This is a genomic window from Amycolatopsis sp. NPDC104863, from assembly GCF_055582965.1.
In genome coordinates, this window is record NZ_JBVJOW010000001.1 from 1,365,586 (window position 1) to 1,379,674 (window position 14,089).

Annotated in this window: 17 protein-coding genes; 11 read left to right on the forward strand and 6 right to left on the reverse strand. The window is 72.4% G+C overall.

Features of this window, described 5'->3' with window-relative positions; genetic code table 11:
• Nucleotides 1-10 precede the first annotated feature (10 nt).
• Complete coding sequence (locus ACZ63J_RS05960; protein ID WP_465406810.1) at nucleotides 11-484, forward strand: thioesterase family protein; 474 nt, start codon at nucleotides 11-13, stop codon at nucleotides 482-484.
• Nucleotides 481-1,248 (forward strand): enoyl-CoA hydratase-related protein, encoded by a 768-nt coding sequence (locus ACZ63J_RS05965; protein ID WP_465406809.1) that lies wholly within the window; start codon nucleotides 481-483, stop codon nucleotides 1,246-1,248. Before ACZ63J_RS05960 ends, ACZ63J_RS05965 begins: the two co-directional genes overlap by 4 nt.
• Here ACZ63J_RS05965 and ACZ63J_RS05970 read toward each other — a convergent pair.
• Genes ACZ63J_RS05970 through ACZ63J_RS05980 form a run of 3 tightly spaced genes read right to left on the reverse strand, consistent with a single transcriptional unit; the run spans nucleotide 1,245 to nucleotide 4,110 of the window.
• A complete protein-coding gene (locus ACZ63J_RS05970; protein WP_465406807.1) occupies nucleotides 1,245-2,039 on the reverse strand; it encodes a carbon-nitrogen hydrolase family protein in 795 nt (264 codons plus the stop codon). The two genes, ACZ63J_RS05965 and ACZ63J_RS05970, sit on opposite strands and share 4 nt — an antisense overlap.
• Complete coding sequence (locus ACZ63J_RS05975; protein ID WP_465406805.1) at nucleotides 2,036-3,358, reverse strand: MFS transporter; 1,323 nt, start codon at nucleotides 3,356-3,358, stop codon at nucleotides 2,036-2,038. The genes ACZ63J_RS05970 and ACZ63J_RS05975 overlap by 4 nt, the downstream gene beginning before the upstream one ends.
• Nucleotides 3,355-4,110 (reverse strand): HpcH/HpaI aldolase family protein, encoded by a 756-nt coding sequence (locus ACZ63J_RS05980; protein ID WP_465406803.1) that lies wholly within the window; start codon nucleotides 4,108-4,110, stop codon nucleotides 3,355-3,357. The genes ACZ63J_RS05975 and ACZ63J_RS05980 overlap by 4 nt, the downstream gene beginning before the upstream one ends.
• Nucleotides 4,111-4,223: 113 nt before the next feature.
• Here ACZ63J_RS05980 and ACZ63J_RS05985 point away from each other — a divergent pair, with 113 nt between their 5' ends.
• From ACZ63J_RS05985 to ACZ63J_RS06010, 6 genes are read left to right on the forward strand one after another with little or no spacing between them, the layout of a single operon-like run.
• Complete coding sequence (locus ACZ63J_RS05985) at nucleotides 4,224-4,877, forward strand: GntR family transcriptional regulator (RefSeq protein ID WP_465406801.1); 654 nt, start codon at nucleotides 4,224-4,226, stop codon at nucleotides 4,875-4,877.
• 45 nt (nucleotides 4,878-4,922) lie between these two features.
• Nucleotides 4,923-6,245, forward strand: a complete 1,323-nt coding sequence (locus ACZ63J_RS05990) for a M20/M25/M40 family metallo-hydrolase (RefSeq protein ID WP_465340636.1) — start codon at nucleotides 4,923-4,925, stop codon at nucleotides 6,243-6,245.
• Nucleotides 6,245-7,129, forward strand: coding sequence for an alpha/beta fold hydrolase (locus tag ACZ63J_RS05995; protein ID WP_465406799.1), 885 nt, complete (start codon nucleotides 6,245-6,247; stop codon nucleotides 7,127-7,129). Before ACZ63J_RS05990 ends, ACZ63J_RS05995 begins: the two co-directional genes overlap by 1 nt.
• A gap of 23 nt (nucleotides 7,130-7,152) precedes the next feature.
• A complete protein-coding gene (locus ACZ63J_RS06000; protein ID WP_465406798.1) occupies nucleotides 7,153-7,668 on the forward strand; it encodes a GNAT family N-acetyltransferase in 516 nt (171 codons plus the stop codon).
• A gap of 32 nt (nucleotides 7,669-7,700) precedes the next feature.
• Nucleotides 7,701-8,288 carry an ArsR/SmtB family transcription factor gene (locus ACZ63J_RS06005; protein WP_465340638.1) on the forward strand — a complete coding sequence of 196 codons (588 nt, stop codon included), beginning with the start codon at nucleotides 7,701-7,703 and terminating at the stop codon, nucleotides 8,286-8,288.
• Between the two features lies 1 nt (nucleotide 8,289).
• Nucleotides 8,290-9,036: an SRPBCC family protein gene (locus ACZ63J_RS06010; protein WP_465406796.1), complete on the forward strand. Its 747-nt coding sequence runs from the start codon at nucleotides 8,290-8,292 to the stop codon at nucleotides 9,034-9,036.
• Between the two features lie 4 nt (nucleotides 9,037-9,040).
• Here ACZ63J_RS06010 and ACZ63J_RS06015 read toward each other — a convergent pair whose 3' ends face one another.
• From ACZ63J_RS06015 to ACZ63J_RS06025, 3 genes are all read right to left on the reverse strand, one after another.
• A complete protein-coding gene (locus ACZ63J_RS06015; RefSeq protein WP_465340640.1) occupies nucleotides 9,041-9,265 on the reverse strand; it encodes a DUF5703 family protein in 225 nt (74 codons plus the stop codon).
• The gene (locus tag ACZ63J_RS06020) at nucleotides 9,262-10,275 is read right to left on the reverse strand and encodes a YncE family protein (protein WP_465406794.1); all 1,014 of its coding nucleotides are present in this window, start codon (nucleotides 10,273-10,275) and stop codon (nucleotides 9,262-9,264) included. Before ACZ63J_RS06020 ends, ACZ63J_RS06015 begins: the two co-directional genes overlap by 4 nt.
• Nucleotides 10,276-10,366: 91 nt before the next feature.
• On the reverse strand, nucleotides 10,367-11,338 hold the full coding sequence (locus ACZ63J_RS06025; RefSeq protein ID WP_465304824.1) for an aldo/keto reductase: 972 nt from the start codon (nucleotides 11,336-11,338) through the stop codon (nucleotides 10,367-10,369).
• 87 nt (nucleotides 11,339-11,425) lie between these two features.
• Here ACZ63J_RS06025 and ACZ63J_RS06030 point away from each other — a divergent pair, with 87 nt between their 5' ends.
• Genes ACZ63J_RS06030 through ACZ63J_RS06040 form a run of 3 tightly spaced genes read left to right on the forward strand, consistent with a single transcriptional unit; the run spans nucleotide 11,426 to nucleotide 14,084 of the window.
• The gene (locus ACZ63J_RS06030; protein WP_465406792.1) at nucleotides 11,426-12,463 is read left to right on the forward strand and encodes an LLM class F420-dependent oxidoreductase; all 1,038 of its coding nucleotides are present in this window, start codon (nucleotides 11,426-11,428) and stop codon (nucleotides 12,461-12,463) included.
• Between the two features lies 1 nt (nucleotide 12,464).
• Complete coding sequence (locus ACZ63J_RS06035) at nucleotides 12,465-13,307, forward strand: undecaprenyl-diphosphate phosphatase (RefSeq protein ID WP_465406790.1); 843 nt, start codon at nucleotides 12,465-12,467, stop codon at nucleotides 13,305-13,307.
• A gap of 57 nt (nucleotides 13,308-13,364) precedes the next feature.
• Complete coding sequence (locus ACZ63J_RS06040) at nucleotides 13,365-14,084, forward strand: histidine phosphatase family protein (protein ID WP_465406788.1); 720 nt, start codon at nucleotides 13,365-13,367, stop codon at nucleotides 14,082-14,084.
• Nucleotides 14,085-14,089 lie beyond the last annotated feature (5 nt).

The following is a 14,089-nucleotide window of genomic DNA, read 5'->3' on the forward strand; positions in this document are numbered from 1 at the left end:
GTGATCGCCGATGATCGACGCACCGCTCTGCCTGTTCCGGACCCGTGTGCCGCCGGAGTGGGTCGACTACAACGGCCACATGAGCGAGTCCCGCTACCTCGAAGCGGTCGGGGACAACTCCGACGCCTTCTTCCGGCTGATCGGCGTCGACGACGCCTACCGCGCGGCGGGCCGCTCGCTGTATACGGTCGAGACGCACCTGCGTCACCTCGGTGAGGCCGCCGAGGGTGACCGGCTGCGCTGCACGCTGCAGCTGCTCGACCACGACACCAAACGCATCCACTTCTTCCACCGCATCCTCGCCGAGGCGGACGACCGGCTGCTGGCGACCGCCGAACAGCTGCTGGTGCACGTCGACATCGCCGCCGCCCGGGCGACGCCCCTTCCCGTTGCGGTCGGCGAAAAGCTCGCCGACATCGCCCGCGCGCACGAGCCGCTGGGACCACCCGACGGCGTCGGCCGGTCGATCGGGATCCGGCGGTGAGCGTCCGCGCCGAGGCCGCCGACGGCGTCCTGCTGGTCACGCTCGACCGGCCGAAGGCGAACGCGATCGACGTCCCGACGAGCCGCGCGCTGTACGAAGCGTTCGCCCGGCTGCGAGACGACGACACGCTGCGCGTGGGGATCGTGACCGGCGCGGGGGAGCGGTTCTTCTCGGCGGGCTGGGACCTGAAGGCGGAGGAAGCCGTCGACGCCGACCACGGTGACGGCGGCTTCGCCGGGCTGACGGAGTTCTTCGACCTCGGCAAACCGGTGATCGCCGCGGTCAACGGCCTCGCCCTCGGCGGCGGGTTCGAGCTGGCCCTCGCCGCCGACCTGGTCGTCGCGGCGGAGCACGCCGAGTTCGCGCTGCCCGAGTGCCGCCTGGGCCTGGTGCCCGACTCCGGCGGTGTGCTGCGCCTGCCGCGGCGGCTGCCCGAGGTGCTCGCGAACGAGCTGCTGTTCACCGGTGACCGGCTGACCGCGGCCGAAGCCGCACGCTGGGGCCTGGTCAACCGCGTGGTCCCGGGTGACGCGGTGGTCGACGTCGCCCGCGAGCTGGCGGCCCGGATCGCGGAGTCCGCGCCGCTGGCCGTCGCGGCGGTCAAGGAGATCGGCCGCGCGACCGCCGGACTGTCCATTCCGGACGCCTTCGCGCGCATGCGGTCGGGGTTGCCCGCGTACCAGCGGGTGCTGCGTTCGGACGACGCCCGGGAAGGCCCGCGGGCCTTCGCCGAACGCCGTCGTCCACAGTGGACCGGACGCTAGCGCGGCACCACCGCGAACCGCCGCAGCTCCAGGGCCGGGTTCTTCGCCCGCACCTCGGTGATCCGGTCCGGAGAGACTTCGCCGACGGCGACACCGGTCTGCTCGCCGAGCGAGGTGACCACCACGCCCATCGGGTCGACGAGCAGGCTGGTGCCCGACCCGGTCGGCGCGGCCTGGCCCGCGGCGGCGACGTAGAGCGTGTTCTCGATCGCGCGCGCCCGCACCAGCGTGCTCCAGTGGTACTCCTTGAGCGGCCCGGGCACCCACTCCGCCGGCAGCAGCACGACCTGCGCGCCCGCGTCCGCCAGCCGGCGCGTGACCTCGGGGAACCGCAGGTCGTAACACGTCTGGAGACCGAAGCGGACGCCGTCGACCTCGAACGTCTCCGGCTCGGTGATCTCGCCCGCCCGCACGACGTCGGACTCGCGGAAGCCGAAAGCGTCGTACAGGTGGATCTTGCGGTACAGGGCGGCGACCGCGCCGTCCGGACCGGCGGCGACGAGGGTGTTGGAGATCCGGTCCCCGTCGAGGCGTTCGTTCATCCCGGCCACGACCGCGACGTCGCGGTCCTTCGCCAGGGCACGCAGGCCCGTGACGAACTCGCCGTCGAGGTCTTCGGCGGACTCGACGAACCGGCGGTCCATCGCGGGGACTGTGAACATCGTGTACTCGGGCAGCAGCACCAGCCGGGCGCCGCGGTCCACGGCGTCGCCGACGAGGCTCGTCACGGTCGCGAGGTTGGCGGCCTTGTCGTCTCCGGGCGCGAACTGCGCCAGAGCCACGTTCGTCATCGGACGTCCTTCCTGGGAACGGCGGGCATGCGGTCCAGCTTGCCCAGCACCACGGTGTAACAGAAGATCCCGGCGAGCAGCACCACACCGGTGACGAGGAACGCGCCGGCGAACGAGCCGGTCAGGTCGACGACGGCGCCGGTGACGATCGGCGCGGCGATGCCGATCATGTTGGCGACGAAGTTGACCAGCCCGCCGAGCGTGCCCGAACAGCCTTCCGGCGCGATGACGGCGACGATGCTGGACCCGGCCGGCACCGACACGGCGAGCCCGGCGGCCCCGATCGACAGGAACACCAGCGCCGTCGCGACCGAGCCGGCATAGGCGGCGCCGGCGACCGACAGCGAGACGAGCATGCTGACGACGAGCACGATCCGCCGGGCCTTCGTCTCGTCGCCGCTGCGGGCGATCAGCCGGTCGAGCACGATGCCGCCGACGAGGAACTGCGCGAGCACCGCGACCAGCCACGGGATCATCGTGTAGAACCCGCCGGCCAGCAGCTTCACGCCGAACTGCTTCTCGAGGTAACCGGGGAGCCAGGTCAGCAGCACGTAGTAGGCGTAGGTGTAGGACGCGTACCCGAGCGCGAGCCCCCAGGTCTTGCGGCGGCGCAGCAGGTGCCCCAGCCCGGTGAGGGAGCTCGGCGTCGGCGCGTCTTCGTCGTCCGCGCCGCCTTCGCGCAGGTACGCGAACTCCTCGGGTGAGAGCCGGCCGCGGGCCAGTGCCTGCTTCGGTGTCAGGTACAGCAGCCACCAGACCAGCAGGTAGCCGAGGCTGAGGACGCCGGTGAAGAGGAACGCCGCGTGCCAGCTGAACGCCGTCACGAGGAACGCCATCACCGGGATCCCGAGGACGTTGGAGATCTTGGCGCAGCCGTCGAAGATCGCGGTGGCGCGGCCCCGCTCCGAGCGCGGGAACCACTGCCCGATCGCCTTCCAGCCCGCCGGGATCGTCGGCGCCTCGCCGAACCCGAGGATCAGCCGCGACGCCATCAGCAGGCCGAGCCCGCCCGACGCGGCGGTCAGGAACGACGCGACGGCCCACAGCAGCGCGGCCGTGCGGTTGACCCAGCGGACGCCGATCCGGTCGATGATCGCGCCGATCGGCAGCTGCAGCACCGCGTAGGTCCAGAGGAACGCCGAAGCGACCACGCCGAGCTGGGCCGCGCTGAGGTGGAACTCGCGCATCATCTCGGGCCCGGCGATGGAGAGGTTGACGCGGTCGACGTAGTTGACGAACGACCCGACGCCGAGCACCCCGGCGATCGTCCAGCGGGTGCGGCCCGCCGTGCGGGTCCGGGTTCGTTCGGCCGTCGTCATTGCGCCTGCTTCGCGAGCGTCGTGGTCTCTTCGAACGCGGCGGTGAGCCCGGCGGCGAGCGCGCCGTGCTGCATGGTCAGCGCGAGCTGGCCGGCGCCGTACGCGAGGGCGAACTCCTTCTCCTCGTGGCTCCACGCGGGCAGCACCCACGGCTTCCCGGCGGCGCGGGCGGCGTCGGCGATGCGCTTCAGGTCGGCGAAGTCGCCGGGCTCGCGCGTGTAGGCGCCTCGCTCGCGGCGCAGCGACAGGTCGGACGGCCCGACGAACACTCCGTCGACGGTGTCCAGCGCCAGGATCTCGGTGATGTCCTCGATCGCGCCGGCGTCCTCGATCATCGGCAGGCAGCGGGTGCCGCGGTCCTGCGCGGTGACCCACTCGTCGGAGAAGCCGCGATAGCCCGTGGTGCGCCCGCCGGCGAAGCTGCGGTCGCCCAGCGGCGGGAACTTCGCGAAGGCCGTGACGGCTTTGGCGTGGGCCGCGTTTTCGACGTGCGGGATGACCACGGCGTCGGCCCCGAAGTCCAGGGCCTGCTGGATCGGGCCGCGCTCGGGGCCGAGCACCTTGGCGAGGACGTCGAGCCCGAGCGCGCGCAGGAAGGGGACGAACCGCTCGAGGTCGGCCAGGTCGAACGCGCCGTGCTCGATGTCGAGGACGGCGGCGCCGTAGCCGATGCCGCGGGCGATTTCGGCGGCCGCGAACGACGGGTCGGAGAGCCAGACGGCGTAGCGCCGGTCGGCGGGGACTGGGGACATCGGGGAACCTCCTGCGCACGGACGACGGTAGCTCCGGTCGTTGTGTGCACCGTGTATACACGATGGATATCTGTCGGTCCAGACGCTAAGCTGACCCCGACGAGGGGAGCAGCATGACCACGAGCGTGCCGGCCGGCCCGGCCCGGGACCGCGTCTACGCCTGGCTGCGCGACGGGATCATCGCCGGTGAGCTCGAAGGCGGCCGGTTCCTGGACGAGCACTGGGTCTCCGGCGAGACCGGAGTCTCTCGGACCCCGGTCCGCGAGGCGTTCCACCGCCTGGAGGCCGAGCGGTTCATCAGCCTCCTGCCGCGCAAGGGCGCCCAGGTCCGCACGGTGACCGCGCGCGAGCTCGAGGAGGTCTACCAGAGCCGCCGGCTGATCGAAGGGCACGCGATCTCGGCGGTCTGCGCCGCCCGCGCCGGGGCGCCCGCGGAGATGGCCGGCCTGATCGAGGAGATGGACGACGCCGGGAAGGCCCGTGACTGGTTCGCCGTGTCCGGCCTGGACCGCGCGTTCCACCGCGCGATCGTGAACGCGGCGGGCAACAGCGTGCTGACCGAGTTGTACGACACACTCCGGTCGCGTCAGCAGCGGGTCGCCGTGCGGGCGCTGGAGGCCCGGCCGGAACGGCTGCCGGTGATCGACGCCGAGCACCGCGCGCTGGTCGCCGCCCTCGACGCGCACGACGCCGAAGAGGCGCTGCGGATCCTCAACCAGCACCTGCGCCCGGTGTCCGAAGTGGTCTCGGCCCTCGAGCGCGGCTGATCCCGCAGCCAGCGGCGCCGGTCCCGCGGGTGATAGGAATGGCCGGTGACCGAACCGAACCTGATCGAAGCCGCCGCGGCCGAGGCCGTCACGCTGACCAGCGAGCTCATCCGCATCGACACGACCAACACCGGCGACCCCGACACCCTGGTCGGCGAGCGGGCGGCGGCCGAGTACGTCGCGGAGAAGCTGACCGACGCCGGCTACGAGATCACCTACGTCGAGTCGGGCGGCAAGAACCGGCACAACGTCATCGTCCGGCTCGAGGGCGCCGACCGGTCCCGGGGCGGCCTGCTGATCCACGGCCACCTCGACGCCGTCCCCGCCGACCCGTCCGAATGGTCGGTGCACCCGTTCTCCGGCGCGGTCCAGGACGACTACGTCTGGGGCCGCGGCGCCGTCGACATGAAGGACATGTGCGGGATGGCGCTCGCGCTGGCCCGCCACTACAAGATGAACAACGTCGTCCCGCCGCGCGACCTGGTGTTCGCGTTCCTGGCCGACGAAGAGGCGGGCGGGAAGTACGGCGCGCAGTGGCTGGTGGAGAACCGGCCGGAGCTGTTCGAGGGGGTCACCGAGGCGATCAGCGAGGTCGGCGGGTTCTCGATCACGCTCAAGGACGACGTCCGCGCGTACCTGATCGAGACGGCGGAAAAGGGCATCCGCTGGATGAAGCTGCGGGTGCGCGGCACCGCCGGGCACGGGTCGATGATCCACCGCGACAACGCCGTGACGAAGCTCGCCGAGGCCGTCGCGAAGCTCGGCAACCACCGGTTCCCGCTGGTGCTGACCGACTCCGTGAAGGAGTTCCTCGCCGGTGTCACCGAGATCACCGGCTGGGACTTCCCCGAGGACGACCTCGAGGGCTCGGTCGCCAAGCTGGGCAACATCTCCCGGATGATCGGCGCGACCCTGCGCGACACCGCCAACCCGACGATGCTCACCGCCGGGTACAAGTCGAACGTCATCCCGTCGGTCGCCGAGGCCGCCGTGGACTGCCGGATCCTGCCGGGCCGCCTGGAGGCGTTCGACCGCGAGCTCGACGAGCTGCTCGGCCCGGACATCGAGAAGGAGTGGATGGAGCTCCCGCCGGTCGAGACGACGTTCGACGGCGCGCTCGTCGACGCCATGACCGCCGCCGTGCTGGCCGAAGACCCGGGCGCGAAGACGTTGCCGTACATGCTTTCCGGTGGCACCGACGCGAAGTCCTTTCAGGACCTCGGGATCCGCAACTTCGGCTTCGCGCCGCTGAAGCTGCCCGCGGACCTCGACTTCTCGGCGCTCTTCCACGGCGTCGACGAGCGGGTCCCGGTCGAGGCGCTGAAGTTCGGCACCCGGGTGCTGGACCGGTTCCTGCGCACGTCCTGATGACGCAGTTCGCGCTCGCCGACGGCACGCCCCTGCAGATCATCCGCAGGGGCGACCCGGTCGCGCCGGTGACCGTGGTGTTCGTCCACGGCTATGCGCTGGACCAGCGCAGCTGGGGCCGGATCGCGCCGCTGGTGCCGGACGCCGCCGACGGGCCGGTGGCCGTGCTGACCTACGACCAGCGCGGCCACGGCGGGTCCGGGCGGGCGCGCCGCGGCACGGCGACCATGGCACGGCTCGGGGACGACCTCGCCGAGCTGCTGGCCGGCGAGGTCCCGGCCGGGCGGGTGGTGCTGGTGGGCCACGACATGGGCGGGCTCGCGATCATGTCGCTGTCCCAGCGGCACCCGGAGCTGTTCGCCGCGCGCGTGTCGGGCCTGGTGCTGCTCGCGACGTCGTCGGGGACCCTGGCGACGGAGGTGTCGGCGGCCTGGCCGAACGCGCTGGGCAAGCTGGCCCGCGACCTCGAGGCGGTGCTCGGGTCGAAGCTCTTCGGGGTGGTCCGCGAGCACACGAGCCGGGCGGTCAGCGCGGGCCTGCGGTGGTGGCTCTTCGGCGACGATCCGGACCCCGACCTGGTCGAGCTGACGGTCAAGATGATCCGCGGCAACTGGCCGCACACGGTGTCGCTGTTCCGCCCGGCACTGGACGCGTACGCGCGCGAGGCGGCGTTGTCGCAGGTCAGTGGCCTGCCGGTGACGGCGATCGTGGGGGAGCGCGACCGGATCGTCCGCGCGTCCGACGTCGAGCAGTGGGTCGGCGGGCTGGATGCGGGGACGGCGGTCGTGCTGCCGGGGGTGGGGCACGTCGTGCCGCTGGAGGCGGCCGCGCAGGTGCTGCCGCGGGTCGTCGCGATGGTCAACGCCGCTCATCGGCAGGAGTGAGTTCGATCCAGGGGAGGGGCGCGATGGGTTTCCGTACCGGACCGGTCGTCCGGGTGGCGGCGGCCGCCGACGTGGCGGCGATCTGCCGGTTCGGTGCGACGCACGTCCGGCCGCACTACACCCCGCTGATCGGCGCGGCCGCCGCCGGCGAGCAGGTCCGCGTCTGGTGGAACGAGACGCACGTCGGCGCGGCCGTGGCTCAGGGCCTGGTGGTCGTCGCCGACGACGGCGGGCACCTCGTCGGGGTGGGCCAGCGCGGCCGGGGTGCGGCCGGTCCGGTGGTCTACAAGCTCTACGTCCATCCCGGCCGGCGCGGCGGCGGGCTGGGGCCACGGCTGCTCGAAGCCCTCACCGCACAGCTGCCGGCGGAGGACGGGCGGCTGTGGATCGAGCACTTCGCGGCCAACGAGCGCGCCGGAGCGTTCTACGAGCGTGAGGGTTTCGCCGTGGACCGGGTCGAACCGAGCCCGACGGGCGACCCCGCGCGCGACGTCGTCTGGCGGTCGCGGCCACTTCGCCGACAAGACGAGAGTTCTTGACAACTTCTCTATTCGGAAGCGATGCTGGACCCATGTTTTCCGTGGCGGTGATCGAAGACGCGGCGGCGGCCGAGGTGTCGCTCGACCCGATCCGGGCCCGGCTGCTCGCCGAACTGGCGCAGCCGGCCTCGGCGACCATGCTGGCGGCGCGGGTCGAGCTGCCGCGGCAGAAGGTCAACTACCACCTGCGCGCGCTGGAGAAGCACGGCCTGGTGGAGCTGGTCGAGGAGCGGCGCAAGGGCAACGTCACCGAGCGGATGATGCGCGCGACGGCGTCGTCGTACGTCATCTCGCCGGCCGCGCTGGCCGCGGTGCAGCCGGATCCGGCCCAGTCGCCGGACCGGCTCTCCGCTCGGTGGCTGCTGGCCGTCGCCGGCCGGCTGGTGCGTGACGTCGGCCTGCTGCTCACCGGGGCGGCGAAGGCCCAGCAGCGTGTCGCGACCTTCGCGCTCGACGGTGAGGTCCGGTTCGCCTCCGCCGCCGACCGGGCGGCGTTCGCCGAGGAGCTCGCCACCGCCGTCACGACCCTGGTCGGCAAGTACCACGACGAGACGGCCGAGAAGGGCCGCCCGCACCGGGTGGTCGTCGCCGTGCACCCGAGCGTCCCGGAGGAGTCCTGAGATGGGGCACGAGTTCGAGCTGACCGAAGCCGCCGAGGTCGACGCCTCGCCGGAAGAGCTGTGGGACGCCATCGCGACGGGCCCGGGCATCGACTCGTGGTTCATGGGCCGCAACGAGGTCGAGGGCGGCACCGGCGGTGTGGTCCGCGGCGCCTTCGGCGGATACCAGCCGGAGTACCGGATCCGGGAGTGGGACCCGCTCGAGAAGCTCGTCTACGGCAGCGACCCCGCGCCGGACGGGCGGAAGATCGGCTACGAGTTCCTCATCGAGGGCCGCGACGGCGGGAGCTCGGTGATCCGCTGCGTCACCAGCGGCTTCCTGCCCGGCGACGACTGGGAGGACGAGTTCGAGGCGATGACCGGGGGCGGCGCGATGTTCTTCCGCACGCTGGTCGAGTACGTCACGCACTTCGCCGGCCGCACGGCGGTGCCGCTGACCGTGTTCGGTCCGCCGGTGGGGGACTGGGACGACGCCTGGACCCGGCTCGGCGCCGCGCTCGGTCTTCCCGCGCGGCCTGCCGAAGGCGACCGCGTGCGGCTCTCGCTCGACGGCCGGGCGCCGCAGGAGGGCGTGGTCTACGCCGTGAACGAGCAGAACGCGGGTGTGCGTACCGCGGACGCGATGTACCGCTTCCTGCGCGGGTTCCACGGCCCGATGATCGCTTCGCACCACGTCTTCGCCCCGGGCGCGGACGCGGTGACCGAGGAGAAGGCCTGGAGCGCCTGGCTGGACCGCGTGTTCGGCTGACGGCCTAGGTCGGCAGGCCGCCGGGCAGGCTTTCGGAGGTCTTCTTGCGGCGCAACCAGACCCGGCGCGTGCCGTCGGCGTACAACCGCACGTTCCGCAGCTCCCAGCCCGCGAACTCCGCGTGGATGGAGAGCTGGATCATCGCCGCGCGCCGCGACACACCCGGGGGGAGGTGCAGGCGGCGGTACTCCCAATCCCCTTCGACCACCGCCTCGCTGACCGTCGTCATGGCTGGATCACCTGGGTCCCTTCTCCGGCGGCCGAGCCGATGACCACCCGGCCGCTGGTTTCGTCCACCCCGACCGAGTCCGGCTGGCGCACGGTGGGAAACCGGTACTTCTCCACGGGCTCGCCCCCGCGGACGTCGAACCCGACCACCTCGTTGCGCTCGGTCAGCGTCACCCAGGCCAGGCTCCGCTTCGCGTCGTAGGCGATCCCGTACGCGCCGCCCGGCACCGGGTAGCGCTGCCGCATGATCAGCGGCGACGCCGAGAACGCGATCAGCGCGCCGTCGCGCACGTCGGTCACCAGCACCCGCCCGTAGGAGTCGGCCACGGCGTTCGCGGCGCCGTCACCGGCGCGCAGACCCTCGTTGACCTTCCCGGCGGCCACGTCCACCGAGAACACCGCCGTCCGCAGCCGGTCCAGCACGACCACCCCGCGGCCGGTGTCGACCACGTCGTCGGCGCTGTAGAGCTGCCCGCCGATCGACCGCGCCGGACCCGCCGCCGGCAGCACCTGGATGTCCTTCGCCGGCCCCATCGCGACCAGCCGGTCGGCGCCGTAGACGATGCTCGACGCCGGCTGCCCGCCCGTCTTCGTCTCGGTCAGCTTCCGGTCCGGCAGGCTCAGCTGCTGCACCACACCCCGCGCCGGTTCCGCGATCTCGACCCGCCCCGGCGTCACGGTCAGCCGCTCGGCCTTGCTGTATAACGGCATATTCACCGGGGCGGACGCGAGCGCGTTGAGGTTGTACAGCTGCAGCGACGGCGGCTGGGAAAGCGCGACGACGAGGGTCGAGGTCTTAGGGTCGACGGCCACGGCCGAGACCGCGCCACCCGGCAGGACCTGGCCGGCCGGCTTCACGGTGACCGCGGGGGAGACCGCCGGGCGCGCGGCCGTCGGGTTCGCGACGATCTGGAGCTCGTCGCTGTCCGGCTTGGCCGACGAGCAGCCCGAGAGCACCAGGACACCGGCGAGCGGGATCACGACCCACGACACGGCGGCGAACCGACGCACGTTGCTGCCTCCAGGTGTCCCTCGACGGGCGGTCTTCACCAGCATCCTCCACGATGGTCTTGCCGTCACGTGCATGTCACCCAACAGACACCTAATGCGGCCAGCGCTCCGGGTAACCGACGCCGATCGCGCTGACGTCGTCGAGCGCGGAGCGGATGGCGGGCGGGAGGGTGATCTCCTCCGCCGTCAGCGAACCGGTGAGCTGACCGGTGTCGCGGGCGCCGACGATCGGGGCGACGACGCCCGGCCGGTCGCGGACCCAGGCCAGCGCGACGGCGAGCGGGGACGTGCCGAGCCCGTCGGCCGCGGTGGCGACGGCCTGCACGATCCGGGCGGCCCGGTCGGTGCGGTGGTGCTCGACGTACCCGGCGAGCATCCCGGCCGACGCGCCGCGGGAGTCGGACGGGGTGCCGGTGCGGTACTTGCCGGTCAGCACCCCGCGGCCGAGCGGCGCCCAGGGCAGCAGGCCGACCCCGTGGTGTTCGGCGGCGGGCACGACCTCGCGGTCCACACCGCGTTCCAGCAGGGAGTACTCCATCTGCGTGGAGACGATCGGGGCGACGGCCGCGGTGGTCGCGGCGGCGGTCGCCAGCTGCCAGCCCGAGTAGTTGGAGACGCCGACGTAGCGGACCTTGCCGCTGGTCACGGCGTACTCGAGGGCGGCGAGTGTCTCGGCGAGGGGCACGCAGCCGTCCCAGGCGTGCAGCTGCCAGAGGTCGATGTGGTCGGTGCCGAGCCGCTTGAGCGAGCCGTCGAGGGCGGTGAGCAGCGCGCCGCGGGAGGCGCCGCCGCCGAAGGGGCCGTCGGTGCGCCGGGCGACGGCCTTGGTCGCGACGATGACGTCGTCGCGCGGCACGAGGTCGCCCAGGAGCGAGCCGAGCACCCGCTCGCTCTCGCCTTCGCAGTAGATGTCGGCGGTGTCCACCAGGGTGCCGCCGGCGTCGACGAAGGCGACCAGCTGGCTGGCCGCTTCTTCCGCGTCGGTGTCGCCACCCCAGGACAGGGTGCCGAGCGCCATCCTCGAGACCCGCAGTCCCGAGCGGCCGAGCAGTCGCTTTTCCACGACCGCCGAGCCTAGTGGGCGGCACTGCCAGTTCCTGACCAAGGTGAGTCGTGTCGTGGTCGAGGGCCCCCGTTAGGGTTCGGCCCCGTGCGACTCGGACTCAATCTCGGCTACTGGGGAGCGGGGAACGACCCCGCGAACCTGGCCCTGGCGAAACAGGCGGACGACCTCGGGTACGCGGTCGTGTGGGCCGCGGAGGCCTACGGCTCGGACGCGGTGACGGTGCTCACGTGGATCGCGGCGCAGACGGCGCGGATCGACGTCGGCGCCGCGGTGCTGCAGATCCCGGCCCGGACCCCGGCGATGACCGCCATGACGGCGGCGACCCTCGACACGCTGTCGGGCGGCCGGTTCCGGCTGGGCCTCGGGGTGTCGGGCCCGCAGGTCTCGGAGGGCTGGCACGGCGTGCGCTTCACCTCGCCGCTGGGCCGCACCCGGGAGTACACCGAGATCGTGCGCAAGGCGCTGCGGCGCGAGCGGCTGGCCCACGAGGGTGAGCACTTCACCCTGCCGCTGCCGGACGGCCCGGGCAAGGCGCTGCGGCTGACCGTCCGCCCGGCCCGCAAGCACATCCCGCTCTACCTGGCCGCGATCGGCCCGAAGAACCTGGAGCTGACCGGCGAGCTCGCCGACGGCTGGCTGCCGGTGTTCTTCTCGCCGGCGCACGCGGGGGAGCAGCTCGCGCACCTGCGGGCCGGCGCCGAGCGCGCCGGGCGGTCGCTGGAGGGCTTCGACGTCGTCCCGACCGTGCCGCTGGTCCCCGGTGACGACTGGCGGGCCTGTGCGGACGCCGTCCGCGGGTACGCGGCGCTCTACCTCGGCGGCATGGGCAGCCGGGAGAAGAACTTCTACAACCAGCTGGCCTGCCGGATGGGCTTCGAAGCCGAGGCGGCCGAAGTGCAGGAAAAGTACCTGGCCGGCGACCGGGCGGGGGCGATGGCGGCGGTGCCGCTGGAGTTCCTCGACGCGACGTCGCTGCTGGGTCCCGAGGAACGGATCGCGGAGAAGATGACCCAATTCGCCGAGGCCGGCGTGACGACCCTGTCGGTGTCGCCGTTCACCCCGGACCCGGCCGCCGCGCTGCGCACGGCCGCCGACGCGATCGAGAAGGCGGGGGTGGCCTGACGTGGGCTGGTTCGAAGCACTGGTCCTGGGCCTGGTCCAGGGCCTCACGGAGTTCCTGCCGATCTCCTCGAGCGCGCACCTGCGGATCGTCGCGGCGCTCGTCGGCTGGGACGACCCGGGCGCGGCGTTCACCGCGGTCACCCAGATCGGCACCGAGCTCGCGGTGATCATCTACTTCGGGAAGAAGATCGGGCGGATCCTGCAGGCCTGGTTCTTCTCGCTGTACAAGCCGGACTGGCGCCGCGACCCGGACGCCCGGCTGGGCTGGCTGATCATCATCGGCTCGCTGCCGATCGTGGTGCTCGGCCTGCTGCTGCAGGACCAGATCGACAGCGCGTTCCGCGACCTGCGGATCACCGCGAGCGTGCTCATCGTGTTCGGCCTGATCCTGCTGGTCGCCGACCGGATCGGGAAGCAGGAGCGGACACTGGACCATCTGACCGTGCCGCACGGCCTCGGGTTCGGCTTCGCCCAGGCGCTCGCGCTGATCCCGGGTGTCTCCCGCTCGGGCGGCACGACCAGCGCGGGCCTGCTGCTGGGCTACACCCGCGCCGAGGCCGCCGAGTACTCGTTCCTGCTGGCGCTGCCGGCGGTGTTCGGGTCGGGGGTGTACAAGCTCAAGGACATCGGCTCGGGCAACGTGCCGGCGCAGTGGGGCCCGACAATCCTCGCCACGCTCGTCGCCTTCGGGGTCGGGTACGCCGTGATCGCCTGGCTGATGTCCTACATCAAGAAGCGCAGCTTCGTGCCGTTCGTGGTGTACCGGCTCGTGCTCGGCGTGCTGCTGTTCGTGCTCATCTTCACCGGCGTCCTGGACCCGAACGCGGGTCCGGTCGGCCACTGACCACCCGGGGCGCCGGTCACCCGCGCGGATGATCGGCGCCCCCGTAGTGTGGTGGCCGTGAGTACGGTCATTCTGCTGAGGCACGGCAAGTCGACGGCCAACGGCTCCGGGGTCCTGGCCGGGCGGTCCCCGAAGGTCAACCTCGACGACACCGGCCGTGCCCAGGCCGAGAAGCTGGTCGAGCGGATCGAAGGCGTCCCGCTGGCGGGGCTCGTCGTGTCGCCGATGCTGCGGTGCAAGCAGACGGTCGGCCCGCTGGCCGCCGCGCGCGGGCTCGAGAAGGTCGTCGAACCGGGGCTGTCCGAAGTGGACTACGGCGACTGGACCGGCAAGGAGCTCAAGCACCTCGCGAAGGAGCCGCTCTGGCGGGTCGTGCAGGCGCACGCCTCGGCCGCGGTGTTCCCGGGCGGGGAGGGGCTCGCCCAGATGCAGGCGCGCTCGGTGGCCGCCGTCCGCGCCCACGACCGGCGGATCGCCGCCGAGCACGGCGACCACGCGGTCTGGCTGCTGTGCAGCCACGGCGACGTCATCAAGTCCATCCTCGCCGACGCGCTCGGCCAGCACCTCGACGCCTTCCAGCGGATCGTCGTCGACCCGTCGTCGATCTCGGTCGTGCGCTACACCGAGACGCGGCCGTTCGTGCTCCGCGTCAACGACCACAGCGCCGACCTGAGCGGCATCGTGCCGCCGGAACCGAAGCCGGCGAAACGGGGTAAAAAGGCCACCAAGGACGCCGGGACCAGCGACGCCGTCGTCGGCGGTACCACCGGCCGGTGAGCTTG